The sequence below is a fragment of the Rhizobium sp. 25PS6 genome, assembly GCF_032464655.1.
Classification (GTDB): Bacteria; Pseudomonadota; Alphaproteobacteria; order Rhizobiales; family Rhizobiaceae; genus Rhizobium; species Rhizobium laguerreae.
The window spans coordinates 109,923-136,774 of the sequence record NZ_JAWDIV010000009.1 but is presented as its reverse complement, the minus strand read 5'-3'; the positions used below and the strand labels follow the sequence as shown (position 1 = coordinate 136,774).

Sequence of the window (26,852 nt, the reverse complement as noted above, 5' to 3'; positions counted from 1 at the left end):
GGAGGTTTCCGCCGATAGTCGACGTTTCTGCGCGGCAAACTGACAATGAAGCGGGAAACCAAAGCCACTTGTGATCTCCCCCCTTGTGGGGGAGATGCCCGGCAGGGCAGAGGGGGGGGTGGTGCAACATACGCAAGCCTCCCTATATCACAGTCCGCGCTCGAAGTGCCGCCGCAAGCGTGCCCTCGTCGAGATAATCGAGCTCGCCGCCGACAGGCACGCCATGCGCCAGCCGCGTGATCTTCACGTCGAGCCCCTGCAATTGGTCGGTGATATAATGCGCCGTCGTCTGTCCCTCGACCGTGGCATTGACCGCGATGATCAACTCCCGGATGCCGCCTTCGCCGACCCGGTCGATCAGCCCGCGAATGTTGAGATCGTCAGGACCGACCCCGTCGAGCGGCGACAGCGTGCCGCCAAGCACGTGGTAGGCGGCGTTCATCGCGCCTGCCCGCTCCAGCGCCCAGAGATCCGATACGTCCTCGACGACGATGATGACGGATTGATCGCGCTGCGTGTCGGTGCAGACAATGCAGGGATCGACCGTATCGACATTGCCGCAGCGCGAGCAGATCTTCACCTTGTCATAGGCCTCGCCCATTGCATTCGACAGCGGGCCGAGCAGCTGGTCTTTCTTCTTGATCAGATGCAGTGCCGCCCGGCGCGCCGAGCGCGGCCCGAGGCCCGGCACCTTCGCCAGAAGCTGGATGAGTTTTTCGATTTCGGGTCCGGTGACTCGTTTTGCCATGCGCCGTTCTTAACTGATATGGAACGAAAACGGAATCGCGGAAGGATCGGCCATCCCATGAAAATCCTGGCCCTGTGCGCCGGCAATCCGGAAAGATTACCGGGCAAGAGCTACAAGACCGGCATCTTCAAACACGCCGTCAACGGCGCGGTGATGATCGACGCCGAAGGTCTCGTCGGCGATGCGATCTGCAACCGCAAACACCATGGCGGCGTCGACCAGGCGGTCTATGTCGAGGGATCGCTGACGCTCGACTGGTGGGGCACGGAGCTTGGCCAGCCCTACGAGCCCGGCACCTTCGGCGAAAACATGGTGATCTCAGGCCTCGACAATCGCGACGTCGCCGTCGGCGACCGGTTCACATCGGGGGACATCATCCTCGAAGTCACCGCATGTCGCATGCCCTGCGCCACCTTCGCCGCCAGGATGGCCGATCCGAAATTCGTCAAACGCTATACTGCCGCTGCTCGTCCCGGCATCTACTGCCGCGTCATCCAAGGTGGCGTAGCCGAGGCTGGGATGCCTTTCGATTATCGACCCTTTACGGGAGAGAAAGTCACGATGCCGGAGCTGATAAAGACGTTAGGCCGCCGCCTGTCCGAGGCGGACCGATCGCGATATCTCGCCGCACCGATCCACTACAAGCTGAGAGCGTTGTTGGAAGCCGGACGCTGACCACTGGGCATACGTGGCGTATAGATCAAAACGGCAGCTTGAAGCCCGGCGGGATCGGCAGGCCTGCCGTCAGCGCCTTGGTCTTTTCGGCGGCCAGCGCCTCGGCCTTGTCCTTGGCGTCCTTGTGGGCGGCGACGATCAGGTCCTCGAGGATCTCGACATCGTCTTCCTTGAACAGCGACGGATCGATCTTCAGGCTCTTCAGCTCGCCTTTGCCCGTGATGACCACGGCGACGAGACCGCCGCCCGCCTTGCCTTCGGCCGTGAGCTCGGCGATCTCCGCCTGCATCTGCTCCATCTTGGCCTGCATTTCCTTGACTTTGCCCATCATGCCCATGATGTCGCGCATCGTCTCGCTCCTTGTTGAAACTTTAGAATTCTATGTCGTCGCCCGGCAGGATGTCACCTTCCTCGGATTCGGCGGCGGCCGGTGGCGTCGCCTCGCCTTCCTCCTCCGGTTCGGGCGCCCGTACGCGTACGTCGATGATCTTAGCACCGGGAAAATGTGCAAGGATTGCCGCCACGTCAGGGTCCTGGCGCGCGTCGATCACATGCTGTTCCCGCGTCCTGGCCTCCGCTTCGACAAGCGTCGGCTGGCCCTCGTCGCGGCTGAGGCTGACGATCCAATGGATGCCGGTCCATTCCTTCAGCTTGACGGCCAACTCGTTGAGCAGCGTCGTCGGCGCACCGGGAGCCAGGCTGACGTCGAGCCGGCCGGCTTCGATCCGAACCGGGCGCAGGAAGGTGCGCACCATCGCCTTCAGCTTCGGATCGCGTTTCTCGGTGGCGAGGTTGACGATATCATTGACCGAATTGACCGGGACGAGCGGCTTCGGTGCCTCCGCCGGTTTTGGCTCGATCCGCCCGACAGGCATGGTCTCCGGCTGGCTGCTCGGCACGGCACGCAGCATCGCCACCGGCGCGGAAGACGGCGGCTGGCTCGGCGCGGTTTCCGCTGCACGCGCCGCGACACTGCTTTGATAGGGAACCCGTGTACCGTTGCCGCCGCTATTGCCGGACGGCGGAACCGCGGGTCGCGGGCCGGCATTGTCGCCGGAAAATTCGGCAAGCCGCCGCGCCGCGTCCTCGGGCGCCGGCAGATGCGCGGCATGCGCAAGCCGGATCAGCACCATCTCGGCTGCCCCTGCCGTCCGCGACGAGCCTTCCGTTTCCGGAATGCCCTTGAGCAGCATCTGCCAGATGCGCGACAGCGTCGTCACCGCAACGCCCTTGGCGAATTCCGCCGCCTTGGTGCGCTCAACCTCGCTGAGCGAAGGATCGTTTGCCGCATCCGGCACATATTTCAGCCGCGTCACCAGATGGGTGAAATCGGCAAGATCGGTCAGCACCACTACCGGATTGGCGCCGGCTTCGTACTGGTTCTGGAACTCGCCGAGGGCGGCGGCGACATCGCCTTTGACGATATGCTGGAAGAGATCGACGATCCGGGCGCGATCGGCAAGGCCGAGCATGCCGCGCACGGCTTCTGCCTGCACGACGCCCGCGCCATGAGCGATCGCCTGGTCGAGCAGCGACAGGCCGTCGCGCGCCGAGCCCTCGGCAGCACGCGCGATCATCGCCAGTGCGTCCGCTTCCGCCTCGATGCCTTCCTTGGCCGCGATTGTCGTGAATAGCCCGACGAGATCGGAGGCGCTGATGCGGCGCAGGTCGAAGCGCTGGCAGCGCGACAGCACGGTAATCGGCACCTTGCGGATCTCGGTGGTGGCAAAGATGAACTTCACATGCTCCGGCGGCTCTTCCAGCGTCTTCAACAGGCCATTGAAGGCCTGCGTCGACAGCATGTGCACTTCGTCGATGATATAGACCTTGTAGCGCGCCGAAACCGGCCGGTAGCGCACCTGCTCGATGATCTCGCGAATATCGTCGATACCGGTGTGGGAAGCGGCATCCATCTCGATCACATCGACATGCCGGCCTTCCATGATCGCCTGGCAGTGCTCGCCCGGCGTGCGGAGGTCGATCGTCGGCTTGTCGATTTCCGATGTCTTGTAGTTCAGCGCCCGCGCCAGGATGCGCGCCGTCGTCGTCTTGCCGACGCCGCGCACGCCGGTCAGCATGTATGCTTGGGCGATGCGGCCGGTCTCGAAGGCGTTGGTGAGGGTGCGGACCATCGGCTCCTGGCCGACCATCAGGTCCGTGAAATCCTTGGGGCGGTATTTGCGAGCCAGCACTCGGTATCCGGTGCCCGTCGAGGCGGCATCTTTTGATTGTCGCTCGGTGTCGCTCATCGCCCTGCTTGTCGCCCGGACTGTCGGGCACTTCGTGGAGAGAAGGTGGGAGGCTGGCACGATGACCCGTGCCGGGCTCGTTAGGGCTGCTTCCTTCCGGACCTGACCCGGTTGGCGAGTGGCTCGTCCACCACCAACCTCCCGGATGCACATATCGGCAATATCGTCATCAAAAGCAAGCCAACATGCGAAAAAACTGCTAGTCGTTGGAAAACATGAGGAGAATGCCCTTTGAACGGTTTCGTGCTCGACCCCAGGCTCGAAAATGACAGCATCAGCATCATGGTCACCGGCCTCTGCGATCTGAGATTGTCGAAGGACGCCCGCTGGCCGTGGCTCATTCTCGTGCCGCGCCGGGCTGATATCACCGAAATCTTCGAACTGACGCCGCTCGACCAGGTGCTGCTTGCCTTCGAGACGGAACTGGTCGCCAAGGCGCTGAAGAAGATCACCGGCGCGACAAAAATCAATGTCGGGGCTCTTGGCAACATCGTCCGCCAGCTTCATGTTCATGTCATTGCCCGCTTCGAAGGCGATGCCAACTGGCCGGGTCCCGTCTGGGGCTTCGGGCGCGCGGAGCCCTACGAAGACGGAAAGAGAGACGAATTTACAGCGAAGCTGCGGGAAGCCCTGTCATCATGAGTCATTCGCTTTTCGATTCGGATGCGCCGCATCCGGAACCCAGCAATCTCACGGCCTTTGCCGCCAACGATCTCAACCGCGATTCCGAGCATCGCGACGAACAATCCGTCGAAAAGGCGCTGGCCAAGGAAGGCACCCATATCTTCGCCTTCACTAGGGATAAGCTGGTGCTGAAGCATGACGGCCAGGTGCTCGACCCGCTCTTTGCCCGCTACGAGCTGCAGGAATTGCAGCCGGATTGGGACGAGACCGTGCTTCTCGGTTACCGCAAGAGCGGCGAGCCGCGCCTTGCCGTTCCCGTCGGCATCGACGTCGACGACCTCACCAGCCACTATAAGCCTGCCGACGGTCGCACGCTGTTTCGCGAAATGCTGATCGACGAAGTGTTGCTCGGCGAATTCGCCCAGGCCGCGAGCCTCATCCGCTGGAATGGCGACAATCGCTTCTGCGGCCGCTGCGGCTCGGCGATGGAGATCCACATCGGCGGCTACAAGCGTGTCTGCGCCGCCTGCGAACACGTAATCTTCCCCCGCACCGACCCCGTCGTCATCATGCTGACGGTCGACGAGCAGCGCGACCTCTGCCTGCTCGGCCGCAGCCCGCATTTCGCGCCGGGCATGTATTCCTGTCTCGCCGGCTTCCTCGAACCCGGCGAGACCATCGAGAACGCCGTGCGACGCGAAACGCTGGAGGAATCGGGCATCCGCACCGGCCGCATCCGCTATCACGCCTCGCAGCCCTGGCCGATGCCGCATTCACTGATGATCGGCTGTTACGCCGAGGCGAAATCCACCGAAATCAGCCGCGACGAGACCGAGCTGGAGGATTGCCGCTGGTTTACCCGCGAGGAAACGATCGAGATGCTGGAACGCCCGAGCGCGACAGGCAAGGCCTCTCCGCCGAAAGGGGCGATCGCCCACCGCCTGATGCGCGACTGGGTGGAGTGGAAGCGCTAGCGTCATGCCCATCGCCCGCTCGGAACGGCTGCTGACGCTGCTCCAGACGCTCCGGCGTTACCGGCGGCCGGTGACTGGCACGGTGCTGGCACAAGAGACCGGGGTGAGCTTGCGGACCCTCTATCGCGATATTGCCAGCCTGCAGGCCCAGGGCGCGATGATCGAAGGCGAAGCCGGTATCGGCTACGTGCTGAAGCCGGGCTTCATGCTGCCGCCGATGATGTTTTCCGAGGAGGAGCTGGAGGCATTGGTGCTCGGCTCGCGCTGGGTGGCCCGCGCCGCCGAGCCGCGCCTTGCCGGCGCCGGCGCCGATGCACTGGCCAAGATTGCCGCCGTGCTGCCGGCCGATATGCGCGAGATGATCGATTCGGCAGCGCTTTTCGTCGGTCCCAAACGCAGGGACGAGGACAAGGCTGACGTTTCGGCCATCCGCAGGGCGATCCGCCTGGAGCGTATCCTCGAACTGCATTATGGCGACGAGCAGGGCCGTATCTCGCGCCGCCGCGTCTGGCCTTTCGGGCTCGGCTATTACGAGCATGTGCGCGTCCTCATGGCCTGGTGCGAACTGCGCCAGGATTTTCGCCATTTCCGTACCGATCGCATCATCGACATGGCCTTGCACGAGGTGCGTTATCCGCGCCGCCGCACAGTGCTCCTCAAGGAATGGCGCGAGACGCAGGACGTGCCGATGGAGAACTGAACGCTGCTGCCATAAACTGTCAGCAGATGGAGTTATTATCAGTGCCAATCCACCAGGAAGGAGTACTGATCATGGTAACGCCTCCAGCCATTCATTTCACCAACGACCGTTTTACGGCCGAGTCCTTTGCCGATGTCATTTCGGCCGAGACTTTTGCCGATGTCCACCAGTCAGCGCGCTCAGGCCTGCTGCACCTGGTCATGAACATTTTCCGATTTCGCAGAGGAGACCGCACCGGCCTCGACCTTGAAGCGACACCGGATTACCGGAAGCGCGACCTCGGCTTCATCGACGGACGCGACCCGCGCCGCGAGGACCGTTTTCCGCTTTAGGCCGTGCCTATCCTTATTAACATTCCACCCGACGAGAACGGGGCGTTGCGATCGCTGCGTCCCGTGCACTCTGCTGCCATTCATTGTCAGCAGGTGATCTCTCGCCGCGCCATTCCACAACAACGGGAGAACCAAAATGACCAGCCCCAATCTTATCATTCTTTACGTCAAGGACCCGGGTGAAAGCGCCAGCTTCTACCGGAACCTCTTGAACCGCGAACCGGCCGTGGAAGCGCCGAATTTCGTCGCCTTTCCGCTTGAGGGCGGCTTCACGCTCGGCCTTTGGCGGCGCAGCAAGGTCGAGCCGCAGCCCTCCGCCATCGGCAATCGAGGCGAAGTGGCGTTCATGGTCGAAGGAGAAAATGCCGTCGCCAGGCATTATGAAGACTGGCGCCAGCGCGGTCTGCCGATCGCCCAGGAACTGACCGAACTGGATTTCGGCCCGACCTTCGTCGTGCTCGATCCCGATGGCCATCGGCTGCGTGTCTGTGAGCCGGATAAATGAATTTTGGCGCTCTGATTGTGGGGGCTTTGTCTCACAATCTCGTCGTGCCACATCCGCCCCCTCTGCCCTGCCGGGCATCTCCCCCACAGGTGGGGAGATTGGCTGGGCGCACCGGCTTCCCAAGCAATCAGCGTTGCAGCATGGCGAAACGGTAGATGAGCAGGAAGGCCAACCCACTTGTGATCTCCCTCCTTGTATGGGAGATGCCCGGCAGGGCAGAGGGGGGTCTACTTGCACCCCTGGACCCGCTGTTTAAAGCAGGCCTCGCATCGCATGCCCCGTGTAGACGCCGAGGATGCGGACTTTCTCGGAAAAGAACCGCAGCTCCTCCAACGCCCGGCGCACGTTCGGATCGTTCGGATGGCCTTCGATATCGGCGTAAAACTGCGTCGCCACGAATTTTCCGCCGAGCTGATAGCTTTCCAGCTTGGTCATGTTGATGTTGTTGGTGGCAAAGCCGCCGAGCGCCTTGTAGAGCGCGGCTGGAATGTTGCGGACGTTGAAGACGAAGGTGGTGACGACCTTTTCTTCCGCCGAATTCCGTTGCGCCCATTCCTCGTCGCGGGACAGGACGACGAAGCGGGTCACGTTGTTTTCCGTATCCTCGACATTTTCGGCGATGATCTCAAGCCCGTAGAGATCGGCGGCAAGGCGTGGCGCCAAGGCGGCCATCGAGCGGTCGCCGGTTTCCTGCACGAGTTTCGCCGCCCCCGCCGTATCGCCGGCGATCACCGGCTTCCAGCCATTGGCGCGAACGATCTTGCGGCACTGGCCGAGCGCGTGGATATGGCTGTGCACCGTGCGGATCTCGTCCTTGATAACACCGGGCAGCACCATCAGCTGGAAGCGGATCGGCATGAAATATTCGCCAATGATGTGCAGCCGCGACTCCGGCAGTAAATGGTGAATATCGGCGACGCGCCCTGCGATCGTGTTCTCGATCGGGATCATCCCGATATCGGCGTCGCCGTTGTCGACCGCCGTGAAAGCGTCCTCGAAGGTCTGGCAGGGCAGCGGCTCCATGGTCGGAAACATGTCGCGGCTGGCCATGTCGGAATTGGCGCCGAATTCGCCCTGAAAGGCGATCCTGTTGGTCTTGATGTTCATGATGGTTCCGTCAGTTCGACTTTGCGGAGAGGATGCACCGCGCTTTTTCGAGGTCGGCGGGAGTATCGACACCGAGCGGAACCGTGTCAACGATCTCGGCGTCGATGCGCATGCCGGCTTCCAGCGCCCGCAGCTGCTCCAGCGATTCGCGCTTTTCGAGCGTTGAGGGGCCGAGCGAGACGAACCGTTCGAGCGCAGCGCGCCGATAGGCATAAAGGCCGATATGATGGTAGAGCGGCCCCTGGCCGTAAGGCGCGGTTGCCCGCGTGAAATAGAGCGCGTGTAGCCGGTTGGCGGAAATCGGCGAGCCGACGATCTTGACGATGTGCGGCGCGGTTTTGTCTTCCTCATTGTCGATTTCGGTCGTCAGCGTACCGATATCGACCGCCTCGTTCTCGAGCGGGCGCAAAGCCGCGCGCACCGTTCCCGGATCGATCGTCGGCAGATCGCCCTGGACGTTGACGATGATTTTCGCCCTTCCCTCCGGATCGACTTTCGTCAGCGCCTCAAAGATCCGATCGGAACCCGATTGATGGTCTGCACGGGTCATGACGACTTCGAAGCCGGCGGCGGCCACGGCATCGAACACTCTTGTGTCGTCGACGGCGACGACGACGCGGCCGATGACTGCCTCCCTGGCGCGCATCGCCACCTGCACGATCATCGGCAGACCGCAAATATCGGCCAGCGGCTTGCCCGGAAGCCGGGTGGAGGCCATGCGCGCCGGGATCAATACGAGCACGCCGTCTAAATTTGAATCACTCATGGTTCGGGCCTTCTATTCCGGGCTGAAAAGTGTCAAAAAGTCTCACGCACAAGACCATTTAGACAGTTGCAACGATCACCCAAAAGACATAGGTTCCGCGCGATTTCAAGATGGTCCGGTTTATGGTCTGCCGGCTGCAAGGGGAGCATTGCAGATGAATTCATACGTCAATACGGCCGTTGGGGCGCTGCTCGGAACGATTTTCGTTCTGATGTCTGTCTCCATCGCGTCCGAAGGGATCTTCCATTCCGAAGCACCGGAAAAGGAAGGTTTCGCGATCGTTGCCGAAGAGGCGCCCGCTGCTGGCGGTGAGGCTGCGCCTGCCGTTGCCGTTCCGATCGCTCAATTGCTCGCTTCAGCAGATGCCAAGGCCGGTGAAACTGCCTTCAAGAAGTGTCAGGCCTGTCATGACGGCGCCAAAGGGGGACCGAACAAAGTCGGTCCCAACCTCTTTGGTGTCGTAGATCGCCCGATCGCCTCGCATGCAGGCTTCGCCTATTCCGCTCCCATGAAGGATTTCTCCAAGGGCGGCAGCGAGAAGTGGACCTTCGAAAATCTCAACAAGTTCCTGCTGGCGCCAAAGAAGGACATTCCAGGCACCGCCATGGGCTTTGCCGGTCTGGCGAAGGATCAGGAGCGCGCCAACGTCATCCTCTACCTGCACACGCTTGCCGATTCGCCGGTCCCGCTGCCGGATCCGAACGCCGCGACGCAGTAACGCGCCAGACAATCGCAAGACATCGAAGCCCGGCCCGCAAGCCGGGCTTTTCTTTGTGTGGATATCAGCTCAGGCGCCGAGGAAATAGGCCCAGAGCGAGACCGTGATGGCGCCCAGCGCCGTCGTCACGGTGATCGTGGAGGCGGCGAGGCTGTGACCGACGCCGAAGCGATTGGCGATCAGCCAGGCGTTGACGCCTGTCGGGACGGAGGACGTCAGCACGATTGCTGCCGTCCATTCGGGGCTGAGATCGAGCAGATGGCTCGCCGCCCACACGCAGCCGGGCAGCAGCAGCAGCTTCAGGCTCGAGGTAACGCTGGCGATGCCGAGATTGCCGGAGACGCCGTATCTCTCCAGCGCCATGCCGAGCGATATCAGCGCCGCCGGACCGGCAATGCCGGCGATCTGCCCGACGACCGTTGCTGCCGTTGCCGGCATGGTGAGACCGGAAAGGTGCATGGCCATGCCGGCTGCAAGGCCGATCACCAGCGGGTTGCGCACGAGGTTGACTGCGATCTGGCGGAGCACGAGCATCATGCTGCGATCGCTTTTGCCGGCGATCTTGCGCTCGGCATGCTCCATCAGCACCGTGCCGGCGACCATCATCACGGGCAGATGCACGGCAAGCAGGATCGACAGCGCCACCAGCCCTTCGTCGCCGACGGTCCGTTCGACGAGGGGCAGGCCGATAAAGATATTGTTGGCGAAGGCCGAGGAAACGCCGGCCAGCACGCCGATCCGTTCGTCGCGGCCGAAGAGGCGTGTGGCGGCGATATGGCCGGCCGTCCAGGTGATGGCAACGCCCGAAAAATAGACGATCCAGAGCCGGAAGGGCGAGGCGCCATGAAAATCCGCCTCGGCGATGGTGCGGAAGAGCAGAAGCGGCACGGCGATCTTGAAGACGAATTCGCTGAGCGCTTCGCCGACATTCGACGCCATCAATCCGCTGCGAACGATCACCCAGCCGATGAGAATCAGAATGAAGACGGGAAGGACGTCGAAAATGATGGCTGACATAAGGGAGGCTGCTCTGCGCGGGGGAGTATATGACCTCTACAGCGCCGCGTCTTTTCGAGAGGCGCAAAGGACGCTGTAGTACTTTTGAATTAAGGATTATGCAGTAGCAGCAAACGGCTTGGAATGAAAAGGCAATAGCCGCCCGCTCCGGCAGCCCGGGCATCCGAAAGCAAAAAAAGCGGGCACAGCCCGCTTTTCCGCTCCGGCCTTTGCCGGATATCCGGATCATGAAGCTGCCAGTTCATCCGTGGTCAGCATCGCGCCGGTAAGATCGAAGGGATCATCCCTCGTGCGCCCGGCTGCAACTGAAAGCTGCTCATGCCGGTCTTCCTGCGAGTATTTCTAGATATTGAAAATGACAGGGACATGACGAACAGGCGGCACTTTTGCGAAGAAATAGAGAAGCCATCCACCATTTATCCTTCCAAACCGCGGAAATTTCGCTAAGACCAAACCCCGGCTATCACAAACTCCGGGACCCCCCATTTCATGACAAGATTCGATGTTCTGACAGTCGGCAACGCAATCGTGGATATCATTGCCCGTTGCGACGACCAGTTCCTCATTGACAACCAGATCACCAAGGCGGCGATGAACCTCATCGATGCCGAACGCGCCGAACTCTTGTATTCGCGCATGGGACCGGCGCTCGAAGCTTCCGGCGGCAGCGCCGGCAACACGGCGGCGGGCGTGGCGAGCCTCGGCGGCAAGGCTGCCTATTTCGGCAATGTCGCCCAAGATCAGCTCGGTGACATCTTCGCGCACGATATCCGCGCCCAGGGCGTCCATTACCAGACCCGGCCGAAGGGCACCTTCCCGCCGACGGCGCGTTCGATGATCTTCGTCACCGAGGACGGCGAGCGTTCGATGAACACCTATCTCGGCGCTTGCGTCGAGCTCGGCCCGGAAGACGTCGAGACCGACGTCGTGGCCGACGCCAAGGTTACCTATTTCGAAGGTTATCTCTGGGATCCGCCACGCGCCAAGGAAGCGATCCTCGATTGTGCCCGCATCGCCCATGAAAACGGCCGTGAAATGTCGATGACGCTGTCCGACAGCTTCTGCGTCGACCGTTATCGCGGCGAATTCCTCGATCTGATGCGCTCCGGCAAGGTCGATATCGTCTTCGCCAATCGCCAGGAAGCGCTATCGCTCTACGAGACCGACGATTTCGAGGAGGCGCTGAACAGGATCGCCGCCGATTGCAAGATCGCCGCCGTGACGATGAGCGAGAATGGCGCCGTCATCCTGAAGGGCCGCGAGCGTTTTTACGTCGATGCGATCAGGATCAGGGAAGTGGTCGATACGACCGGTGCCGGCGATCTTTTCGCCTCCGGCTTCCTCTATGGCTACACGCAGGGACGCTCTCTCGAGGATTGCGGCAAGCTCGGCTGCCTGGCTGCCGGCATCGTCATCCAGCAGATCGGCCCGCGCCCGATGACCTCGCTTTCCGAGGCAGCTAAACGGGCAGGGCTTATTTGAAGGCTTCGCCGGGATAGGCGCCCCAGATCTCCGACTGCGCCACCCAGCCCGAGGCGCCGTCGGATTCGGCACGGCACCAGTCGCCGTTGCATTCGCCGATCGTCAGCATCACGCCGGGTTCGAGCTTCGCGACGATCGAGGCGGAGGGCTGCGCCTCGCGGCGCAGATTGACATAGATGCCCTTGCCCTTGGTCTTCATCCATGGGGCGGCAATCGCCGCGCGCTGGCCTGACAGCAGCGACTGGTTGACCCAGCCTTCGGTGCCGTCGGCATCGCGGATGCGGCGCCAGTTGTCGTATTCCTGGATGATCTCCACCGGCAGGCCGGATTTCAGGTACATCCACGACACCGCGTAATCCGTTCCCGGACCGATGCGCAGGTTGACGCGCTTGGATTTCAGCGTAACGAAGCGCGGCAATGGCAGTCCGCTTGGTCCCTTGGCCGCCTGCGCATGGGCGAACTCGACGGTTCCCATGGACGCAGTCAAGGCGACGGCAAGGGCGAGGCAGGACTTCAGGACTTTGCTGCGCATGGAAGTTTCCGTTTGCTCGAATTCGCGGGCAGGCACGGCCTGCTCGCGCTCCGGGCTCTGACATTCCCCGGCTGCACCACGAGTTTTGTTTGTCTTCGCGTGCGGGTCTGGTAGAAAATGCCCGGAATGGGAAAATTATCACCCCTCTTGGTTAAAGACCTCTGAACAAGGCACCACAGGCAGCCATGACAGCGAAGAAAAAACCGAAGGTCTACATCACCCGCAAGCTGCCGGATGCCGTCGAAACCCGCATGCGCGAACTCTTCGACGCCGAGCTGAACATCGACGACGCGCCGCGCTCCGTTCCCGAGCTGATCGCTGCGGTCAAGACCGCCGATGTGCTGGTGCCGACTGTCACCGATCGCATCGACGCGGCGCTGATCGAACAGGCGGGACCGCAGATGAAGCTGATTGCGAGCTTCTCCAACGGCACCGATCACATCGACGTCGAGGCGGCGGCGCGCAAGGGCATCACCGTCACCAACACGCCGAACGTCCTGACCGAGGACACCGCCGATATGACCATGGCGCTGATTCTCGCTGTTCCGAGAAGGCTCGGCGAAGGTGCGCGCGTGCTGACCGACAAGCCGGGCGAATGGGCAGGCTGGTCTCCGACCTGGATGCTCGGCCGGCGTATTCACGGCAAGCGGATCGGCATCGTCGGCATGGGCCGCATCGGCACGGCGGTGGCCCGCCGCGCCAAGGCTTTCGGCCTGTCGATCCATTACCACAACCGCAAGCGCGTCAATCCGGCCGTCGAGGACGAGCTGGAGGCGACCTATTGGGAAAGCCTCGACCAGATGCTTGCCCGCGTCGACATCGTTTCGGTCAATTGCCCGTCGACGCCGGCGACCTTCCACCTGATCTCGGCGCGCCGTCTGGCGCTGCTGCAGCCGACGGCCTATCTCGTCAACACTGCGCGCGGCGACGTGGTCGATGAAGCTGCGCTGATCAAGTGCCTGAGGGAGGGACGGATCGCCGGGGCCGGCCTCGACGTCTTCGAGAACGAGCCTGCAGTCAACCCGAGGCTCATCAAGCTCGCCAATGAGGGCAAGGTCGTGCTGCTGCCGCATATGAGTTCGGCGACGATCGAAGGCCGCATCGACATGGGCGACAAGGTCATCATCAATATCCGCACCTTCATCGACGGTCACAGACCGCCGAATCGGGTACTGCCAGGGCGTTAGAGCGCATCTCAGGATCGAGATACGCGAGGCGCATCAAGACGCAAGGACCTTGCGCATCTCGATGAACGTCGTCCTGGCAAAGCCGGGGTGGGCCTTTTCGGCGGTTCTGGAAAATCCCCAGGCGGCAAAGACGGCGTGGTTGTCGGTAAGTTCGATCCGCGTTTCCAGCCGCAAGGCGGGAAGGCCGAGCGCCACAGCGGTCTCCTCGGCAATTGTCAGCAGTCGTTTGCCGAGGCCCTTGCCCTGCACCTCAGGCAGAACGGCGAGCTTGCCGACATAGAGACAATCGGCCTCCGGCCGCAGGAAGAGGCAGCCGACCAGCTTTTCGCCGTCGATGGCGACATGGCCGATCTCGGTCCCGGCCTTTTCGGCCAGTGATGCGGTCGTCAGCTTGAGCGCCGAAGATGGCGGGTCGATCCTGCCATTCATGGAGGCGAAGGCGGAAAGGATCAGCGTCAGCAGTTCATCCCAGCGCGTGAAAGTCTGATCAAGCGGAACAATCCTCATCCCGCTTGTCTCTGTGTCGTACGGCGTCGTTTGTAGCGGATGGTGTCGAAGCGGGCCGAGAGCGCGTCGTAGAGCAGCAACCGTCCGACCAGCGGTTCGCCGGTGCCGGTGATGAGTTTGATCGCCTCCATCGCCATCATCGTGCCGATGACGCCGGTCAGCGCGCCGATGATGCCGGCCTCGGCGCATGCGGGAATCAATCCGGCCGGCGGCGCTTCCGGAAACAGGTCACGATATCTAGGGTTTGGCGTTCCGTCCTCAGCCGTTTCATAGGGCTTGAGAACCGTCAACGAGCCGTCGAAGCGCCCGACGGCGCCGGTGACGAGCGGAATGCGCGCTTCATCAGCCGCATCGGCGGCGGCATAACGGGTGTCGAAATTGTCGGAGCCGTCGATCAGCAGATCGAAGCCCGAGAGCTGACGGCGGGCGGCCTCCGGGGAAAAGCGTTCCTCGAAGCGGATCAGTCGGACATGCGGATTGAGCCTGGCGATGGCGAAGGCGGCGCTCTCCGTCTTCAATTCGCCGATCGTGCCGGAATCATGGATCACCTGGCGCTGCAGGTTCGACAGCGACACCCGGTCGTCGTCGACGATCCCGAGCGTGCCGACGCCGGCTGCGGCCAGATATTGCAGGACCGGCGCACCGAGGCCGCCGGCGCCGATCACCAGCACGCGGGCGGCTTTCAGTTTCTGCTGACCGGCGCCGCCGATCTCGGGCAGCAGGATGTGGCGGTGATAGCGCGCGATTTCTTCCGGGCTGAGCGGTTCCATGGCGCCGATGTTATCATGACGCCCGACGCCGGGAAAAGCCGCCTCCGTCATTCGAACACCCTTCCGTCGGCCACCGTGAAAAACTGCGCCCTGTCGCCGAGTGCCGAAAACATCGCGCGATCCGTTCCGGTCATGAAGGCCTGGCCGCCGAGCCCGTCGATAAGGTCGAAGAGCGCGGCGCGGCGGCCCTCGTCGAGATGGGCTGCGATCTCGTCGAGCAGCAGGATTGGCGCATGGCCGGTGAGATTGCCGACGAGCCGGGCATGCGCAAGCACCAGACCGACAAGCAGCGCTTTCTGCTCGCCGGTGGAGCAACGCTCCGCCTCCATCGCCTTTTCGCGGTGATGCACGATGAGATCGGCCCGGTGCGGCCCCTCAAGCGTGCGCCCTGCGCCGGCATCGCGGTAGCGGCTCTCCGCCAGCATCGCCGCGTAGTCGTCCTCAAGGTCGACCGAGGGGCGCGAGAACTGACCGTCCATGAAGCCCGAAAGCTGCAGCGATGCCGAAGGGAAGGGCGAGCTTTCGCGGGTTTCCTCGATCAACCGGGTCAGCAGGCCGAGCATCTCCTGCCGGGCGAGCGCCATGGCGATGCCGAGGCTTGCCATCTGCTCCTCGATGCCGGCAAGCCAGGAGGGATCGAAGCGCCCTTCATCCAGCAATTTGTTGCGGCTGCGCATGGCGCGCTCGAAATCGCTGGCGCGGCGGCCATGAGCGGGATCGAGCGACAGCACCAGCCGGTCAAGAAAGCGCCGCCGGTCGGAAGAGGCGCCGGTAAAGAGGCCGTCCATCGCCGGTGTCAGCCAGAGAAGGCGCAGATGGTCGGTCAGTTCGTCGGCAGTCTTTGCCGTCGTGCCATTGATGCGCAGCCTGCGGGCGGTGGTCTCCTCGCCCGTTTCGATGCCGGTGCCGATCTCGACGTCGCCCTCCATGCCGTCGAGCGCGGCGAAGACCGAAAAGCCGCCGGCCGCGCCGACGCGGGTAATGTCGCCATAAGCCGCACGGCGCAGACCGCGGCCGGGCGATAGCAACGAGACGGCCTCCATGAGATTGGTCTTGCCGGCACCGTTGTCTCCCGTCAGCACGGCATGCCGACCATCAAGGGTAAGGGCCGCCGCCACATAGTTGCGGAAGTCTGTCAGTTTCAGACGGGAAAGAGAAACTTTGTGCGGCATCGAATGTCCGGAATCGTAAAGCGTGACAGCTAAGCCGAAGCGGCGCTGATGGCAAGGCTGGCAGCTTTTTGGCCGCGGGGACTTGTACCGCCGCTGCTGCCGAACGTCAGGACGCGGCGGCTGGCGCCACGCAGGACATATATTTCAGATGATCCCGTGACAGAAGCCCTTGTGTCCGACATCCTCCCGATGGAACAGCAGCCATGGCACTTTCGAAATTCGGTTAAAAATACAACCATCCGAGATGCCTGACATCGCCAGACCGATCCTGTCGACAGTCATTGCCAATGTCTTCCAGCGCCGAATATTCAAGGTTTGCCGCCATCCTCCAAGGCTACTGACGCAACGTAAAGCCCAAAAAAGTTGGTTGAATTTTGCAACTGCTGGGTTGAGTTATCCGGCGCAAACGATATGGTAAACGGACCGTTTATGTATAAGAGAGTAATGAAGTGCCAGATCCGGTTGATATTATCGTCGGTCGCAACGTCAGACAGTTTCGCGCCCTTCGCCGTGTTTCTCAGCTCGAGCTTGGCGAAGCACTCGGACTGACTTTCCAGCAAATCCAGAAATACGAGAAGGGGGCGAACCGCGTTTCCGCCAGCAAGCTGCATCAGATCGCGGTTTTTCTCGACGTCGAGATCTCCGCTCTCTTCGAGGGTGCCGGCATGTCGCCATTCGGCAGCCGTGTCGAACTCAGCCCCGACGCCTATGCGCTTGCGCTGAGCTACGACAAGCTGAACTCACCGGCAGGCAAGGAAGCGGTCAAGACCATCGTCACCCTCATGACGGGGGAAGCGGCCGAAACCACCGCCTGATTCCACTGCAGCAATCACGGTTCCCACGGAAAGCACGACCTATTCAAGGTCTGGATGGCTTCCGGACGCCTGCGGGTGTGCAGCAATATTGGGAGGATGACCTGCATCAGAACAAAGACCGGAAGCAGACCGCCTGATTGAGGTTTGATGCCGCGCGCTTCAGTGAATCTCGCATTCGTGCAGCGCCATCAGCAGATCGTCCTGCGTCTGGTGGCCGGCATGATAGAGGTCGATCGCGATGCTGGCAATGGAAAGGCCTTGCTGGCTGCGAAGCTTGATGTTGCGCTCGGCGCACCATGTGTAGATGGCGCCGGCAAGAACGTCGACATCTTCGGACTGAGAGGAAAAGGCTGGCGCCATGGCTGATACCCTTGGTTTGTTTGTTCCCGCTAGCGCTAAGGACGCTCTATCACTTTGATTTGGTGCATGCCCCCGAAATCGATTCCGGCTCCCAGGGTCATGCACTGACGGCAGAGACTGAATTCATTTGGAAAACTTGCAAGCGGCATCATCTGGCTGCGTTAACGCAAGTCATCGTCCCGCCCGCCGCCGTATCGATCCGGGACAGATTCGCCGGCATGGACGGCGAATGTCGCAAATCGAGATTCCGGGAACAAAAAAACCGGAGACGTTTCCGTCCCCGGCTTTCGTAATGGGCATGTCGATCGCGGCTCAGCCTTCGAAGAATTCCTTCATGCGGGCAAAGAAGCCCGTCGATTCGGGATTGTTCTCCTTGGAGGAAAGCTGCTCGAATTCCTGAAGCAGTTCGCGCTGGCGCTTGGTGAGCTTTTGCGGCGTCTCGATCTGGATCTGGATGTAGAGGTCGCCCGTCTGCACCGAACGCAGCACCGGCATGCCCTTGCCCTTGAGACGGAACTGTTTGCCGACCTGAGTGCCCTCGGGCACGGTGACGCGGGACTTGGTGCCGTCGAGCGTCGCCACGTCGAAGGTGCCGCCGAGTGCCGCCGTCGTCATCGAGATCGGAACGGCGCAATAGAGATCGGCTCCGTCGCGCTGGTAGAATTCATGCGGTTTGACGGACAGGAAGATATAGAGGTCGCCTGCCGGTCCGCCGCGGGCGCCGGCCTCGCCTTCGCCCTGCAGCCGGATGCGGGTGCCGTCCTCGATGCCGGCCGGGATATTGACCGAGAGCGAACGCTCTTCCGTCACACGGCCCTGGCCGTGGCACTTCGGACACGGATCGGGAATGATCTGGCCGCGGCCGTGGCAGGTCGGGCAGGTCCGTTCGATCGAAAAGAAGCCCTGTGCCGCGCGCACGCGCCCCGTTCCCTGGCAGGTGCCGCAGTTCTTCGGCTGCGTGCCGGGTTTGGCGCCTGAACCCGAACAGACGTCGCAGGTGATCGACGTCGGAACGCGGATCTGCGCCGTCTTGCCGGAAAAAGCCTCTTCCAGCGTTATTTCCATGTTGTAGCGAAGATCGGCGCCACGTTCGCGGCCGCCCGACGAGCGCTGGCGCGCGCGCCCTCCACCCATCATCTCGCCGAAGATATCCTCGAAAATGTCGGAGAAACCGCCGCCAGCAAATCCGCCGCCACCGCCGCCCATGCCGCCATGCTCGAAGGCCGCATGACCATAACGATCATAGGCCGCCCGCTTCTGCGGGTCCTTGAGCATCTCATAGGCTTCGTTGATTTCCTTGAACTTCCGTTCGGCGTCCTTGTCATCCGGGTTCTTGTCCGGATGGTATTTCATCGCCAGTTTGCGAAAGGCGCTCTTCAGCTCTTTCTCGTCCGCCGACTTGGCTACACCCAGAGTTTCGTAAAAGTCCGCTTTTGCCATTAAGGATTAAACCCCGGAAATGGATTTCCGGCTGCCATGGTGAGCAGCCGGATCAGATGTTGAAGCATAACCACGCCGTCGCGGATTACGCGGACTTCTTGCGGTCGTCGTCCTTGATTTCCTCGTAGTCGGCATCAACGACATTGTCGCCGCTTTCCGCGGAGGCATCGCCGGCAGCGCCGCCTTCGGCCTGCTGTGCTTCATAGATCGCCTGGCCGAGCTTCATCGACACTTCCATCAGCGTCTGGGTCTTGGCCTTGATGTCGTCGGCATCGGGCTCGGACGCTTCCGACGCCGTTTTCAGTGCGGCGATCGCATCCGAGATCGCGGTGCGGTCGGCCTCGGAAACCTTGTCGCCGTAATCCTTCAGCGACTTTTCCGAGGAATGGATCAGGCTTTCGGCCTGGTTCCGGGCTTCGACGGCCTCGCGGCGCTTCTTGTCTTCGGTGGCATGGGCTTCGGCATCCTTCACCATCTTCTCGATGTCGGCGTCGGAGAGACCGCCGGACGCCTGGATGCGGATCTGCTGTTCCTTGCCGGTGCCCTTGTCCTTGGCCGAAACCTGGACGATGCCGTTGGCGTCGATGTCGAAGGTGACTTCGATCTGCGGCATGCCGCGCGGCGACGGGGGCAGACCGACGAGGTCGAACTGGCCGAGCAGCTTGTTGTCGGCAGCCATTTCACGCTCGCCCTGCGAAACGCGGATGGTCACGGCCTGCTGGTTGTCTTCGGCGGTCGAAAACGTTTGGCTCTTCTTCGTCGGGATCGTCGTGTTGCGTTCGATCAGGCGGGTGAAGACACCACCGAGCGTCTCGATGCCAAGCGACAGCGGCGTCACGTCGAGGAGCAGCACGTCCTTGACGTCGCCCTGCAGAACGCCGGCCTGGATGGCGGCGCCAAGCGCCACCACTTCATCCGGGTTGACGCCCTTGTGCGGCTCCTTGCCGAACAGCTGCTTGACGACTTCCTGTACCTTCGGCATGCGGCTCATGCCGCCGACGAGAACCACTTCGTCGATTTCGGCAGCAGTGACGCCGGCATCCTTGAGCGCTGCCTTGCACGGCGCGATCGTGCGCTGGACGAGATCGTCGACCAGGCTTTCGAGCTTGGCGCGAGTCAGCTTCAGCGTCAGATGCTTCGGGCCGGAGGCGTCGGCCGTGATGAACGGCAGGTTGATTTCGGTCTGCTGCGAGGACGAAAGCTCGATCTTTGCCTTTTCCGCAGCTTCCTTGAGGCGCTGCAGGGCAAGCTTGTCGTTCTTCAGGTCAATGCCGTTGTCTCTCTTGAACTCGGCAACGAGATATTCGACGAGACGCATGTCGAAGTCTTCACCGCCGAGGAAGGTATCGCCGTTGGTGGACTTCACTTCGAAGACGCCGTCGCCGATCTCGAGGATCGAAATATCGAAAGTGCCGCCGCCAAGGTCGTAGACGGCAATCGTCTTGCCTTCTTTCTTGTCGAGACCGTAGGCAAGCGCTGCAGCAGTCGGCTCGTTGATGATACGCAGGACTTCAAGCCCGGCGATGCGGCCGGCATCCTTGGTTGCCTGGCGCTGCGCGTCGTTGAAGTAGGCGGGAACGGTGATGACGGCCTTCTCGACCTTCTCGCCGAGATAGGATTCGGCGGTTTCCTTCATCTTCTGAAGGATCATCGCGGAAATCTGTGCGGGCGAGTAGCCCTTGCCATTGGCTTCGACCCAGGCGTCGCCATTGTCGCCCTTGACGATGGTGAAGGGAACGAGGTGCTTGTCCTTCTCGACGGTCGGATCTTCGTAGCGGCGGCCGATCAGGCGCTTGACTGCAAAGAGCGTATTCGTCGGGTTGGTGACTGCCTGGCGCTTGGCCGGCTGACCGACGAGGCGTTCGCCATCATCGGAAAATGCCACCATGGAAGGGGTCGTACGCGCACCTTCCGCGTTCTCGATGACCTTCGCGTCCTTGCCGTCCATAACTGCGACGCAGGAATTCGTCGTTCCGAGGTCGATACCAATTACTTTTGCCATGTCATTCTCTCCTTGAAGCAAGCTGTGGGAACCCCGAGAAGGCATTTCCCTGACAGCCCCTTACGGGATGGGTCTACTTAAGATTACGCAATCGTGATTGCGGTGATGCGGCGTATATAAGGAGCGGTTTTCTGGACTGCAAGGCGAGAAATGGCCCGGAATCCAGCAAAACGAATGTGTTGCATTCAATTTTGACAGTAGCCGGGAAAGAGGTCGCCCTGTGTCCGGAAACCGGCCGATTTCTGAAGCATGTCGCGCAAAACCGTGTAGCGTTTTTGCGACAACGACATGCGTAAAACAAAGACTCAAAGCGCGAGGCGCGAATCCGAAAGATCATGGCGCGCTTTAGAGCATCGGGCGTGGGCCGGGCATGCAGCAAAGATCTCACTGGCCCATGATCAGATCGAGCAGCGTCGTGCGCCGCGGCTGGACGGAAGAGGTTGTCTGCGGGCCCCCGACATCCCCAGGCGGCACCATGCCCTCATAGTTCGAACCTCCGCCTTCGGCAATGTCTGCGGGAGGAACCGGGCCGTTGCCAGAGGTTGCCGCCTGCTGCCGGGCAGGCGCTTGCGGATAGCGGTTTGCATTGTCGTCGCCGCCGAAGACGCCGGAAATGATGCCGCCGATCGTCGATGGCGGCGCTTCGGCCGTCACCGGTTGTCCGCTGCCCAGCTGCCCGTCGCCCGGTGCCTCAGCCATCGGCTGACCATTGTTCGGATCGGCGATCAACTGGCCGTTGCCGAAGAGCGGTGCCGGCGAAAGACCCTTGTGGGCGGCGATCATGAATTCCTTCCAGGCCTTGGCCGGCAAGCCGCCGCCGGTCACTTTCTTCATCGGCTTGCCGTCGTCATTGCCGAACCAGACCCCGGTGGTGAGATTGCTGGTGAAGCCGACGAAGAGCGCGTCGCGCGAATTCTGGGTGGTGCCAGTCTTTCCCGCCGCCTGCCAGCCGGGGATCTTGGCGCTCTTGCCGGTGCCGTTGTCGATGACGCCCATCATCATCGCATCCATCTGGGCGACGATCTGCTCGGACAGCACGCGCGGCGGGCTGTCATAGGTATTTTCGTAGAGAACTTTGCCTTCGGCCGTCGTCACTCGGCGGATGACGTGCGGCGTCGCCTTGTAGCCGCCGTTCATGAAGGCGGCATAGGACGCGGTGAGTTCCATCAGAGACACCTCGGACGTGCCGAGCGCGATCGAGGCGTTCGGCTGCAGCTCGCTTTCAATTCCGAGCCGGTGGGCAAGCTTGATCACCTGATCCGGTCCGTCATACATCACCAGCTGGGCGGCCACCGTGTTCAGCGATTTGGCAAGCGCAGTCGCCAGCGTCACTTCGCCATTGTATTTCTTCTCGTAATTTTCGGGCGTCCAGTCGCCGATCCGAATCGGCGCGTCGTTGAACACCGAATAGGGCGTCAGCCCCTTCTCGAGTGCTGCGGCATAGACGAAGGGCTTGAACGAGGAACCCGGCTGGCGTTTGGCCTTGACGGCGCGGTTGAACTGGCTCGTCGCATAGTCCCTGCCGCCGACGAGCGCCCGGATCGCGCCGGTGCCGTCGATCGAGACAAGGGCCGCCTGCGAGGCGTCGAGTTTGCCGCCCTCCTTGTCGAGTACGTCGACCAGCGATTGCTCGGCCTTCTTTTCCAGCGACTTGTCGATGGTCGTATCGACGATGACGTCTTCCTTGACGTCGCCGATCAGACCCGGCAGCGCGTCCATCACCATGTCGGCGACATAGTGCCCGGCGCCCGACCAGTAGCTCTTGGCCGAAGCCGGGGTCTGCGACATCGCCGTCTTGACCTCGGAATCGGTGATGAAACCCTGTTCGCGCATCGCCGCGAGCACGAGTTGGGCGCGTGCATTCGCAGCTTCCGCATCGCGGGCCGGCGAAAGCCGCGACGGCGCCTTGAGCAGGCCGGCCAGCACAGCGGCCTCGCCGAGGTTTACGTCACGCGCCGATTTGTTGAAGTAGCGGCGCGAGGCTGCCTCGACGCCATAGGCGTTCGATCCGAAGAACACCCGGTTTAGATACATGGCAAGGATCTGGTCCTTGGTGTACTTCTGCTCCAGCCACAGCGACAGCAGCACCTCCTGCACCTTGCGTTCCAGCGTTCTTTCAGGCGAGAGGAAGAGGTTCTTGGCAAGCTGCTGCGTCAGCGTCGAGCCACCCTGGACCATGTGGCCAGCCGTGAGATTGGTCACGATCGCCCGGCCGAGGCCGAGCGGATCAACGCCGAAATGCGAATAGAAACGCCGATCCTCGATGGCGATGACGGCTTCCGGAATATAGGGCGACATGTTTTCGAGCGACAGCGCCTCGCCGCCGGTGGCGCCGCGATTGGCAATGACGCTGCCGTCGACAGCGGTGATCTTGACGTTCGGCGGCCGCTCCGGGATCGCCCATGTGCTGGCGCTCGGCATGCGCGAGCCATAATAGACCACGAGCCCGGCAACGCCGATGCCGGCCCAGATGAAAAGCACGACGCACCAGTAAATCATGCGGCGCATGAAGCCGAACAACCCGCCGCCTTCACGCTCCCGCGGCTCGCGCCGTCGCCGGGAGGCGGGGCGCTGCGGCGGGGGGTTCGAGCCGCCGCGGCGCGGAGATCGGCCTCCGGCGATGCGATCGTCGGCATCGAGCGAGAATTCGTCATCGTCGCGTGCCGGGCGGCCGCTGAAGGAGGGTTCTATTCTGTCGCCTGATCTGCCTCTGCCTGCCATCGCGGACCGGTCACACCCCATGTTCGATCGCGAAGTCAGCTTCGCATAACGGCGTCCTTCTCCAGCGCGGCGCGTCTTTTAGACACACAAAGCACGCTGCAGCGGGCACCGTGATCACCCGACTGAACTGTAAATGCGGCGATTTAACGGGGTGTTAATAATGGAAAGTAAAGCAGATAGCGCCGCTCAGAACTGGCGAGCCTCGTAATCGTCGATGGTCTCCGGATCCTGCTTATATTCCCACTCGCCCAGATGAAAGCGGCGCCAGATCTGGCCGGAAGGATTGAGGTTCGCCCCATCGGTGAGGCGCACAGGCAGGATAGGGTTGTGTTTATGCCAAACGGTAACATCTGTAGCGGCCGCCCGAGGGGCGAAAAGCCCGAAGAAAGCCAGGTAGTCTTGCGTCATTAGGGTCCAGCCTCGAACGGATCAAGATTGATCCGCAACTTCACAAAAATGCAATAAAGAATCCTGCAATACAAGAGCATCGCGGTGGCCTCACATCAAATTGTCGGTGACCGCATTCGAGGATCGATGCTTCCCCCCCGGCTCTTATCTTGCGCTCACCGGCCAAGCCGCACGCCTCATGAAAAAAGACCTGAAGTGCGTCACGTGAATCACTGATGATACGACGCATTTTTCAGTGCCGGGCGTCTTTTCGAGAAACATAAAAAATGCTGCAACACATTGAATTGCCACATTTTGTTTCGTCAAATCGGTTCTGCTTCAAGGAATTATGCAGCAGGTGGAACCAATAGGCTTCGCGATTGTTTATGAAGAAGCGGGACAGCCCCTCACGTCCCGCGAATGATCGGCCGTCTCCCCTCAACGCGTGCCGATCGACATCAGGCCCGGTGCATCCCTCACAAGGGAGCGCCGGGCTTTTTCTTGGATGTTTGCCCTTGGCTTGGCAAACTTGGAGGGCGGCGCGGCCGCCCCTTTCTATTCATTCGTCGCAGGTGGGATCGCCGGGGCGGCAATCAAAATCCCTGCGGTCCGGCCTGCGATCATCGCCTCTCCGGTCGTCCCTCTGCCGTTCACCTCTTTGCCGATCGTCCCTTTGATTGTCGTCGCGCCAGTCACGATCTCGGTCGCGCCCATCGCGGTCGCCATCCCGCTCGCGCCAGTTGCGGTCGCGATCCCGGTTATCCCGATCCCGATTGTCGCGGTCGCGGTAGTAATAATCCGGGCCGCGGCTCCAGCGGTCACGGTCGCGATAGAAATCACGGTTGCGATAATAGCGGTCCCAGTAATTGTCGACGCTGAAGCGGATAACCGGAATGCCGAGCGGACGGTAATATTGCGGGCCGACATAGATGCGGCGCTGCTGGTAGAGGGCCTGCACGTACTGGCCGGAAACCCAGCCGCGGCCGCCGTAGAATTCGACGTCGCACCAGTTGACGTCGGAAAGGCATCCGCGGATCTCGACGGAAGAACCGGCGGGTATGACGGCAACGGCAGGATATCGGGTGCTCGGACCGGCACGCATGTTGACATTCGCCGTCGAGTAGCCCTCGGCAGCCTGCGCTATGGCGGGAGCCAGCATAAGCAGGCCGGCGGCTGCGATTTTAACAAAGAGATTTTTCACGCTTCTCAGTCCTTGTTGGCACGCTTTTCAGGCAGCGCTTGGCCGCGTTTCCTTGGCATATGCCACTGAAACAAAAGATAGAGTGATCGCCCGCAGGTTTTTAGGGCGGTATCATTCATCTTATCTTTCAATGGCTTATATGTCGCTCGCGATGAACGTAGCTTGAACGGCGAAGTGTCGGTCATCGCTCCTGGAGCCGCGAGTGGTGCTTCCGGCAAGGGCCGATACCGTTAACGGTCTGTTAACCTTTCGGCGGCAGTCTCACTGCAATACCCGCTTGCTCCTTGACCACGGATGAACTGGCACTGAGATGAGCGGATGACGAAAGGCCGGGTCGAACCGGCCTTTTTGTTGTGCGCCTTTGCTGGCACGCCGGCATGCAAGGCGTGCCACTTCAGTTCAGGCAGCGAGCGCCTGAAGAATCCGCACCCAGGAGCGGATGCCCTTGTGGTAGGAGACGAGCTCGTATTTCTCGTTCGGCGAATGGATGCGATCGTCGCTGAGGCCGAAGCCGACGAGCAGCGATTCCATACCGAGCATCTTCTGGAAATCTCCAACGATCGGGATCGACCCACCCATGCCGATGACGATGGCGGGTTTCGGCCACTCGTCGGAAAGCGCGTTCTTCGCCTTGGTGAGAACAGGCGAATCATAGGAGAGATGGATCGCCGGCGAGCCGCCATGCGGATGGAACTCGACCGAGCAATCGGCGGGAATCTTCGCGCTGATATAGCTGCGGAAAGCCTCGCGAATGGCGGCCGGATCCTGCGTGCCGACGAGGCGGAACGAAACCTTCGCCGAAGCCTTGGCGGCGATCACCGTCTTGAAGCCTTCGCCGGTATATCCGCCCCAGATGCCGTTGATTTCGGCGGTCGGCCGCGCCCAGGTGAGTTCCAGCACCGAGCGGCCTTTTTCGCCCGATGGAATGGAAAGGCCGACTTCGCCGAGGAAGCTCTCCGCGGTCTTGCCAAGCGTCTCCCATGACGCCTTGATGTTTTCGGGCGTTTCCTCGACGCCGTCATAGAAACCGTCAAGCGTAATGCGGCCCGTCTCGTCATGCAGACCGGCAAGAGCCTCGACGAGAATATGGATCGGATTGGCTGCCGCGCCGCCGAAGAGACCGGAATGCAGGTCGCGATCGGCGGCCGTCACGATCACTTCCTCGCCGACGAGGCCGCGCAGCGCTGCGGCGATTGCCGGCGTGTCGCGGTCCCACATGCCGGTATCGCAGACCAGCGCATAATCGGCCTTGAGCTCGGCGGCATTGGCTTCGAGGAAGGGCTTCAGGGAGGGCGAGCCGGATTCCTCCTCGCCCTCGAAGAGGATGGTGACGCGGCAGGGAAGCGCGCCGTTGATCTCCTTATAGGCGCGGCAAGCCTCGACAAAGGTCATCAACTGGCCCTTGTCGTCGGAGGTGCCGCGGCCGGTCAGGATCTTGCGGCCCTCGCCGACATCCTTGATCGATGGCTCGAAGGGGTCGTTTTCCCAGAGCTCGATCGGGTCGACCGGCTGAACGTCGTAATGGCCGTAGAAGAGAACATGCGGAGCATCGGCCGAAGCGCCGGCATGGTGGGCGACCACCATCGGATGGCCAGGCGTATCGCGCACGGAGGCCGTAAAGCCGAGCGTCCCGAGATAGCCGACGAGCCATTCGGCGGCCTTTCGACATTCGGCTTTATAGGCGGGATCGGTCGAAATCGACTGGATGCGCAGAAGCTCGAACAGCCTTTCGAGACTCTTGGAAAGGTTCTGATCCGCGCGCGCAAGCACCTGTTGTACATCCGTCATTTTCGACTCCTTTTTGAAATTCGGCCGGACGATAGACCAAACCAGGAAGGCAGGCGAGGCGGAAAAGGCAAAA

At 61.7% G+C, this 26,852-nt stretch carries 27 protein-coding genes and 1 other RNA gene; 10 read left to right on the top strand and 18 right to left on the bottom strand.

What is annotated here, in order from left to right:
- Nucleotides 1–142: 142 nt before the first annotated feature.
- The gene (gene recR / locus RWK44_RS14895) at nucleotides 143–748 is read right to left on the bottom strand and encodes a recombination mediator RecR (protein WP_003555792.1); all 606 of its coding nucleotides are present in this window, start codon (nucleotides 746–748) and stop codon (nucleotides 143–145) included.
- A 57-nt stretch (nucleotides 749–805) separates the two neighbouring features.
- Between recR and RWK44_RS14890 the strand changes: the two genes are divergently transcribed.
- The gene (locus RWK44_RS14890; RefSeq protein ID WP_316029009.1) at nucleotides 806–1,423 is read left to right on the top strand and encodes an MOSC domain-containing protein; all 618 of its coding nucleotides are present in this window, start codon (nucleotides 806–808) and stop codon (nucleotides 1,421–1,423) included.
- Between the two features lie 25 nt (nucleotides 1,424–1,448).
- On the opposite strand, the gene RWK44_RS14885 is transcribed toward RWK44_RS14890, so the two are convergent.
- From RWK44_RS14885 to ffs, 3 genes are all read right to left on the bottom strand, one after another.
- Complete coding sequence (locus tag RWK44_RS14885; RefSeq protein ID WP_003544342.1) at nucleotides 1,449–1,772, bottom strand: YbaB/EbfC family nucleoid-associated protein; 324 nt, start codon at nucleotides 1,770–1,772, stop codon at nucleotides 1,449–1,451.
- A 22-nt stretch (nucleotides 1,773–1,794) separates the two neighbouring features.
- On the bottom strand, nucleotides 1,795–3,672 hold the full coding sequence (locus tag RWK44_RS14880; RefSeq protein ID WP_221944914.1) for a DNA polymerase III subunit gamma/tau: 1,878 nt from the start codon (nucleotides 3,670–3,672) through the stop codon (nucleotides 1,795–1,797).
- A 45-nt stretch (nucleotides 3,673–3,717) separates the two neighbouring features.
- Nucleotides 3,718–3,814: signal recognition particle sRNA small type (ffs, locus tag RWK44_RS14875), an RNA gene on the bottom strand.
- An 89-nt stretch (nucleotides 3,815–3,903) separates the two neighbouring features.
- Between ffs and RWK44_RS14870 the strand changes: the two genes are divergently transcribed.
- The 5 genes from RWK44_RS14870 to RWK44_RS14850 all read left to right on the top strand — a co-directional run bounded on the left by RWK44_RS14870 (nucleotide 3,904) and on the right by RWK44_RS14850 (nucleotide 6,807).
- Entirely contained in the window at nucleotides 3,904–4,314 is a 411-nt protein-coding gene (locus tag RWK44_RS14870; RefSeq protein WP_025396639.1) for an HIT domain-containing protein, read from the top strand.
- On the top strand, nucleotides 4,311–5,270 hold the full coding sequence (gene nudC / locus RWK44_RS14865; protein WP_025396640.1) for an NAD(+) diphosphatase: 960 nt from the start codon (nucleotides 4,311–4,313) through the stop codon (nucleotides 5,268–5,270). The genes RWK44_RS14870 and nudC overlap by 4 nt, the downstream gene beginning before the upstream one ends.
- A gap of 4 nt (nucleotides 5,271–5,274) precedes the next feature.
- A complete protein-coding gene (locus tag RWK44_RS14860) occupies nucleotides 5,275–5,970 on the top strand; it encodes a helix-turn-helix transcriptional regulator (protein WP_168268189.1) in 696 nt (231 codons plus the stop codon).
- Between the two features lie 71 nt (nucleotides 5,971–6,041).
- A complete protein-coding gene (locus RWK44_RS14855; RefSeq protein ID WP_168268187.1) occupies nucleotides 6,042–6,302 on the top strand; it encodes a hypothetical protein in 261 nt (86 codons plus the stop codon).
- 136 nt (nucleotides 6,303–6,438) lie between these two features.
- Nucleotides 6,439–6,807 carry a VOC family protein gene (locus tag RWK44_RS14850; protein ID WP_003555800.1) on the top strand — a complete coding sequence of 123 codons (369 nt, stop codon included), beginning with the start codon at nucleotides 6,439–6,441 and terminating at the stop codon, nucleotides 6,805–6,807.
- A 252-nt stretch (nucleotides 6,808–7,059) separates the two neighbouring features.
- Here the strand turns inward: RWK44_RS14850 and RWK44_RS14845 are convergent, their stop codons facing one another.
- Together RWK44_RS14845 and RWK44_RS14840 are read right to left on the bottom strand one after the other, a co-directional pair.
- The gene (locus RWK44_RS14845; protein WP_316029008.1) at nucleotides 7,060–7,914 is read right to left on the bottom strand and encodes a prephenate dehydratase; all 855 of its coding nucleotides are present in this window, start codon (nucleotides 7,912–7,914) and stop codon (nucleotides 7,060–7,062) included.
- Nucleotides 7,915–7,924: 10 nt separating this feature from the next.
- Entirely contained in the window at nucleotides 7,925–8,680 is a 756-nt protein-coding gene (locus RWK44_RS14840; protein ID WP_316029007.1) for a 3-deoxy-manno-octulosonate cytidylyltransferase, read from the bottom strand.
- A 154-nt stretch (nucleotides 8,681–8,834) separates the two neighbouring features.
- Here RWK44_RS14840 and RWK44_RS14835 point away from each other — a divergent pair, with 154 nt between their 5' ends.
- Entirely contained in the window at nucleotides 8,835–9,398 is a 564-nt protein-coding gene (locus RWK44_RS14835; RefSeq protein ID WP_221945049.1) for a c-type cytochrome, read from the top strand.
- A 69-nt stretch (nucleotides 9,399–9,467) separates the two neighbouring features.
- Here RWK44_RS14835 and RWK44_RS14830 read toward each other — a convergent pair whose 3' ends face one another.
- On the bottom strand, nucleotides 9,468–10,415 hold the full coding sequence (locus RWK44_RS14830) for an AEC family transporter (RefSeq protein WP_168330059.1): 948 nt from the start codon (nucleotides 10,413–10,415) through the stop codon (nucleotides 9,468–9,470).
- A gap of 489 nt (nucleotides 10,416–10,904) precedes the next feature.
- Between RWK44_RS14830 and RWK44_RS14825 the strand changes: the two genes are divergently transcribed.
- A complete protein-coding gene (locus RWK44_RS14825) occupies nucleotides 10,905–11,897 on the top strand; it encodes an adenosine kinase (RefSeq protein WP_020052350.1) in 993 nt (330 codons plus the stop codon).
- Here RWK44_RS14825 and RWK44_RS14820 read toward each other — a convergent pair.
- The gene (locus RWK44_RS14820) at nucleotides 11,890–12,429 is read right to left on the bottom strand and encodes an SH3 domain-containing protein (RefSeq protein WP_168283224.1); all 540 of its coding nucleotides are present in this window, start codon (nucleotides 12,427–12,429) and stop codon (nucleotides 11,890–11,892) included. The two genes, RWK44_RS14825 and RWK44_RS14820, sit on opposite strands and share 8 nt — an antisense overlap.
- Nucleotides 12,430–12,614: 185 nt before the next feature.
- Here RWK44_RS14820 and RWK44_RS14815 point away from each other — a divergent pair, with 185 nt between their 5' ends.
- Nucleotides 12,615–13,616 carry a 2-hydroxyacid dehydrogenase gene (locus tag RWK44_RS14815; protein ID WP_011649963.1) on the top strand — a complete coding sequence of 334 codons (1,002 nt, stop codon included), beginning with the start codon at nucleotides 12,615–12,617 and terminating at the stop codon, nucleotides 13,614–13,616.
- Between the two features lie 33 nt (nucleotides 13,617–13,649).
- On the opposite strand, the gene RWK44_RS14810 is transcribed toward RWK44_RS14815, so the two are convergent.
- From RWK44_RS14810 to recF, 3 genes are read right to left on the bottom strand one after another with little or no spacing between them, the layout of a single operon-like run.
- A complete protein-coding gene (locus RWK44_RS14810) occupies nucleotides 13,650–14,123 on the bottom strand; it encodes a GNAT family N-acetyltransferase (protein ID WP_316029006.1) in 474 nt (157 codons plus the stop codon).
- A complete protein-coding gene (locus tag RWK44_RS14805) occupies nucleotides 14,120–14,944 on the bottom strand; it encodes a molybdopterin-synthase adenylyltransferase MoeB (protein ID WP_316029005.1) in 825 nt (274 codons plus the stop codon). The genes RWK44_RS14810 and RWK44_RS14805 overlap by 4 nt, the downstream gene beginning before the upstream one ends.
- On the bottom strand, nucleotides 14,941–16,065 hold the full coding sequence (gene recF, locus RWK44_RS14800; RefSeq protein ID WP_131640065.1) for a DNA replication/repair protein RecF: 1,125 nt from the start codon (nucleotides 16,063–16,065) through the stop codon (nucleotides 14,941–14,943). The genes RWK44_RS14805 and recF overlap by 4 nt, the downstream gene beginning before the upstream one ends.
- A gap of 449 nt (nucleotides 16,066–16,514) precedes the next feature.
- Between recF and RWK44_RS14795 the strand changes: the two genes are divergently transcribed.
- Nucleotides 16,515–16,880 (top strand): helix-turn-helix domain-containing protein, encoded by a 366-nt coding sequence (locus tag RWK44_RS14795; RefSeq protein WP_017962753.1) that lies wholly within the window; start codon nucleotides 16,515–16,517, stop codon nucleotides 16,878–16,880.
- A gap of 159 nt (nucleotides 16,881–17,039) precedes the next feature.
- Here RWK44_RS14795 and RWK44_RS14790 read toward each other — a convergent pair whose 3' ends face one another.
- The 7 genes from RWK44_RS14790 to RWK44_RS14760 form a co-directional block, all read right to left on the bottom strand.
- On the bottom strand, nucleotides 17,040–17,240 hold the full coding sequence (locus RWK44_RS14790) for a hypothetical protein (RefSeq protein ID WP_003544370.1): 201 nt from the start codon (nucleotides 17,238–17,240) through the stop codon (nucleotides 17,040–17,042).
- Between the two features lie 312 nt (nucleotides 17,241–17,552).
- Complete coding sequence (gene dnaJ, locus RWK44_RS14785; RefSeq protein ID WP_017962754.1) at nucleotides 17,553–18,680, bottom strand: molecular chaperone DnaJ; 1,128 nt, start codon at nucleotides 18,678–18,680, stop codon at nucleotides 17,553–17,555.
- An 85-nt stretch (nucleotides 18,681–18,765) separates the two neighbouring features.
- The gene (gene dnaK / locus RWK44_RS14780; protein WP_027669117.1) at nucleotides 18,766–20,682 is read right to left on the bottom strand and encodes a molecular chaperone DnaK; all 1,917 of its coding nucleotides are present in this window, start codon (nucleotides 20,680–20,682) and stop codon (nucleotides 18,766–18,768) included.
- Nucleotides 20,683–21,066: 384 nt separating this feature from the next.
- Entirely contained in the window at nucleotides 21,067–23,403 is a 2,337-nt protein-coding gene (locus tag RWK44_RS14775; protein ID WP_222011343.1) for a transglycosylase domain-containing protein, read from the bottom strand.
- A 186-nt stretch (nucleotides 23,404–23,589) separates the two neighbouring features.
- Nucleotides 23,590–23,811, bottom strand: a complete 222-nt coding sequence (locus tag RWK44_RS14770; protein ID WP_222011342.1) for a hypothetical protein — start codon at nucleotides 23,809–23,811, stop codon at nucleotides 23,590–23,592.
- Nucleotides 23,812–24,349: 538 nt separating this feature from the next.
- Entirely contained in the window at nucleotides 24,350–24,991 is a 642-nt protein-coding gene (locus tag RWK44_RS14765) for an SH3 domain-containing protein (protein WP_222011341.1), read from the bottom strand.
- Between the two features lie 399 nt (nucleotides 24,992–25,390).
- The gene (locus RWK44_RS14760) at nucleotides 25,391–26,779 is read right to left on the bottom strand and encodes a dipeptidase (RefSeq protein WP_222011340.1); all 1,389 of its coding nucleotides are present in this window, start codon (nucleotides 26,777–26,779) and stop codon (nucleotides 25,391–25,393) included.
- Nucleotides 26,780–26,852: the final 73 nt, after the last annotated feature.

Coding starts and splice junctions, on each gene's coding strand:
- RWK44_RS14820 (WP_168283224.1), bottom strand. CDS start 12,429: ATGCGCAGCAAAGTCCTGAAGTCCTGCCTCGCCCTTGCCGTCGCCTTG.
- dnaJ (WP_017962754.1), bottom strand. CDS start 18,680: ATGGCAAAAGCGGACTTTTACGAAACTCTGGGTGTAGCCAAGTCGGCG.
- RWK44_RS14835 (WP_221945049.1), top strand. CDS start 8,835: ATGAATTCATACGTCAATACGGCCGTTGGGGCGCTGCTCGGAACGATT.
- RWK44_RS14825 (WP_020052350.1), top strand. CDS start 10,905: ATGACAAGATTCGATGTTCTGACAGTCGGCAACGCAATCGTGGATATC.
- RWK44_RS14880 (WP_221944914.1), bottom strand. CDS start 3,672: ATGAGCGACACCGAGCGACAATCAAAAGATGCCGCCTCGACGGGCACC.
- nudC (WP_025396640.1), top strand. CDS start 4,311: ATGAGTCATTCGCTTTTCGATTCGGATGCGCCGCATCCGGAACCCAGC.
- RWK44_RS14845 (WP_316029008.1), bottom strand. CDS start 7,914: ATGAACATCAAGACCAACAGGATCGCCTTTCAGGGCGAATTCGGCGCC.
- RWK44_RS14805 (WP_316029005.1), bottom strand. CDS start 14,944: ATGACGGAGGCGGCTTTTCCCGGCGTCGGGCGTCATGATAACATCGGC.
- recR (WP_003555792.1), bottom strand. CDS start 748: ATGGCAAAACGAGTCACCGGACCCGAAATCGAAAAACTCATCCAGCTT.
- RWK44_RS14885 (WP_003544342.1), bottom strand. CDS start 1,772: ATGCGCGACATCATGGGCATGATGGGCAAAGTCAAGGAAATGCAGGCC.
- dnaK (WP_027669117.1), bottom strand. CDS start 20,682: ATGGCAAAAGTAATTGGTATCGACCTCGGAACGACGAATTCCTGCGTC.
- RWK44_RS14850 (WP_003555800.1), top strand. CDS start 6,439: ATGACCAGCCCCAATCTTATCATTCTTTACGTCAAGGACCCGGGTGAA.
- RWK44_RS14770 (WP_222011342.1), bottom strand. CDS start 23,811: ATGACGCAAGACTACCTGGCTTTCTTCGGGCTTTTCGCCCCTCGGGCG.
- RWK44_RS14760 (WP_222011340.1), bottom strand. CDS start 26,779: ATGACGGATGTACAACAGGTGCTTGCGCGCGCGGATCAGAACCTTTCC.
- RWK44_RS14810 (WP_316029006.1), bottom strand. CDS start 14,123: ATGAGGATTGTTCCGCTTGATCAGACTTTCACGCGCTGGGATGAACTG.
- RWK44_RS14840 (WP_316029007.1), bottom strand. CDS start 8,680: ATGAGTGATTCAAATTTAGACGGCGTGCTCGTATTGATCCCGGCGCGC.
- recF (WP_131640065.1), bottom strand. CDS start 16,065: ATGCCGCACAAAGTTTCTCTTTCCCGTCTGAAACTGACAGACTTCCGC.
- RWK44_RS14855 (WP_168268187.1), top strand. CDS start 6,042: ATGGTAACGCCTCCAGCCATTCATTTCACCAACGACCGTTTTACGGCC.
- RWK44_RS14890 (WP_316029009.1), top strand. CDS start 806: ATGAAAATCCTGGCCCTGTGCGCCGGCAATCCGGAAAGATTACCGGGC.
- RWK44_RS14790 (WP_003544370.1), bottom strand. CDS start 17,240: ATGGCGCCAGCCTTTTCCTCTCAGTCCGAAGATGTCGACGTTCTTGCC.
- RWK44_RS14830 (WP_168330059.1), bottom strand. CDS start 10,415: ATGTCAGCCATCATTTTCGACGTCCTTCCCGTCTTCATTCTGATTCTC.
- RWK44_RS14775 (WP_222011343.1), bottom strand. CDS start 23,403: ATGGCAGGCAGAGGCAGATCAGGCGACAGAATAGAACCCTCCTTCAGC.
- RWK44_RS14815 (WP_011649963.1), top strand. CDS start 12,615: ATGACAGCGAAGAAAAAACCGAAGGTCTACATCACCCGCAAGCTGCCG.
- RWK44_RS14860 (WP_168268189.1), top strand. CDS start 5,275: ATGCCCATCGCCCGCTCGGAACGGCTGCTGACGCTGCTCCAGACGCTC.